At 59.6% G+C, this 1,662-nt stretch carries 3 protein-coding genes; all 3 read left to right on the top strand.

All coding sequences use genetic code 11. From position 1 onward, the window contains the following. Positions 1 to 192 precede the first annotated feature (192 nt). Genes ACOT0L_RS23905 through ACOT0L_RS23895 form a run of 3 tightly spaced genes read left to right on the top strand, consistent with a single transcriptional unit; the run spans position 193 to position 1,574 of the window. The gene (locus tag ACOT0L_RS23905; RefSeq protein WP_038415232.1) at positions 193 to 516 is read left to right on the top strand and encodes an antibiotic biosynthesis monooxygenase family protein; all 324 of its coding nucleotides are present in this window, start codon (positions 193 to 195) and stop codon (positions 514 to 516) included. Then, a complete protein-coding gene (locus ACOT0L_RS23900; protein WP_022646936.1) occupies positions 509 to 904 on the top strand; it encodes an amino acid-binding ACT protein in 396 nt (131 codons plus the stop codon). Before ACOT0L_RS23905 ends, ACOT0L_RS23900 begins: the two co-directional genes overlap by 8 nt. Then, on the top strand, positions 879 to 1,574 hold the full coding sequence (locus tag ACOT0L_RS23895; RefSeq protein ID WP_126504422.1) for an ArsR/SmtB family transcription factor: 696 nt from the start codon (positions 879 to 881) through the stop codon (positions 1,572 to 1,574). Before ACOT0L_RS23900 ends, ACOT0L_RS23895 begins: the two co-directional genes overlap by 26 nt. Positions 1,575 to 1,662: the final 88 nt, after the last annotated feature.

The following is a 1,662-nucleotide window of genomic DNA, read 5'->3' as shown; positions in this document are numbered from 1 at the left end:
TATAACTGTTACCCATGTATCCGGTCTAAAGTGTTACCCATGTTTCCGGTTCATACCCTACGCTTACCGGGCCTACATGAGCCCGTAGGCCGGATAAGCGCAGCGCCATCCGGCAAACACTTCGCTCCATACCGAAGCATTGTGGTTTTTCCTCCTGCATTCTCTCCACACCCTCACAACGGAGAGACACCCATGATCGCAGTCCTTTTTGAAGCCAAAGCGGAGCCTCATCATCAGGCGCGCTATCTGCAGCTTGCCGCTGAACTCAAGCCTTTGCTGGCGGACATCGACGGCTTTATTGATATAGAACGTTTTCAGAGCCTGAGCATCGACGGCAAAATCCTGTCCCTTTCCTGGTGGCGGGATGAAGAGGCCGTCCGCCGCTGGAAGCAGAATGTCTTCCATCAGGCCGCGCAGGCCGAAGGCCGGGAGTCGATTTTTTCTTTCTACCGTATTCGCGTGGCGCAGCTGGTGCGGGAGTACAGCTCCGAAACGGGAGGGCACGCGGATGTATGACGTTCACGTGATTTTTAGCGACAGGCCCGGCGAGCTGGCGCGCTTTGGACAGCTGTTAGGCCGCAACGGCGTGGGGCTGGAGGGGGGCGGCGTTTTCGGTACGGATGCCCATTTCCTGGTGGAGGACGGGGAAAAAGCCCGCCGTGTGCTGCTCGACGCCGGGTTTACCGTGCAGGCGCTGCGAAAGCCGGTGATCAGAAAGCTTAAGCAGGAGCGTCCTGGCGAGCTGGGCGAGATAGCGGCGGCGCTGGCCGCAAAGGGCGTGTCTATCCTGACTCAGTACAGCGACCACGCGAATCACCTTATTCTGCTGACGGATGATGATAAGCTGGCCGCTGAGATCACCACACCCTGGGCGACAAATGTTAAAGACGAGCTTACCCTCTGATAACAGCGCGATGCTGGAAAAGGCCATTGCCGCTGTAGCGGCTGCAATGGCCGATCCGTCGCGCGTGAAAATGCTCTGTGCACTAATGGACGGGCGGGCGTGGACGGCCACCGAACTGAGTGCGGCGGCAGACGTTGCGCCGTCGACCGCCAGCGGGCATCTTGCCCGGCTGGTTGAAGGGCAGTTAATTACCTGCCTGTCGCAAGGGCGGCATCGTTATTATCGTCTTGCCGGGCACGACGTGGCGGCGCTGGTGGAACAGATGATGGAGCTTTCGTGGAGCCGCATTACCCCGCCGGAAACTACCGCGCCGAAAGCCATGCGGGAGGCGCGGACCTGCTATGACCATCTGGCGGGCGCGGTGGCGGTGCAGATCTACGATTTCATGCAGGCAGCAGGCTGGCTGGAGGCAGACGGTTCAGCGCTCACGCCGTATGGTCGGGAGCAATTTCTGAAGCTCGGCGTTTCGTTAAGCGCTCATTCGCGCCGAAAAGCGTGCTGCGCCTGCCTGGACTGGAGCGAGCGGCGGTTTCATCTCGGAGGCGAAGCCGGCGCAGCGCTGCTTCTTTATCTGGAAAGCAAAGGGTGGATCCAGCGGGTGGCGGGGTACAGGGAGGTGGTTGTGACGGCTTCAGGACAGGGCGCCATCTCCAGACATTTTAGCCGCTAAACTCCGCTGCGGGCTGTGCCCTCACTCTGCCCCTCTCCCTGTGGGCTGAGGGATCCCCAGTAATTTTTTTATGCAGAAGCAATAAAGT

Origin of the sequence: Enterobacter cloacae complex sp. XAL002 (assembly GCF_049236805.1) — a bacterium.
GTDB lineage: Bacteria > Pseudomonadota > Gammaproteobacteria > Enterobacterales > Enterobacteriaceae > Enterobacter > Enterobacter intestinihominis.
The sequence above is the reverse complement of the archived record's forward strand: the minus strand, read 5'-3'. Positions and strand labels throughout refer to the sequence as shown.

What these genes read in the sequence shown, in the direction of transcription:
- ACOT0L_RS23905 (WP_038415232.1), top strand. Translation starts at nt 193, where the DNA reads ATGATCGCAGTCCTTTTTGAAGCCAAAGCGGAGCCTCATCATCAGGCG.
- ACOT0L_RS23900 (WP_022646936.1), top strand. Translation starts at nt 509, where the DNA reads ATGTATGACGTTCACGTGATTTTTAGCGACAGGCCCGGCGAGCTGGCG.
- ACOT0L_RS23895 (WP_126504422.1), top strand. Translation starts at nt 879, where the DNA reads ATGTTAAAGACGAGCTTACCCTCTGATAACAGCGCGATGCTGGAAAAG.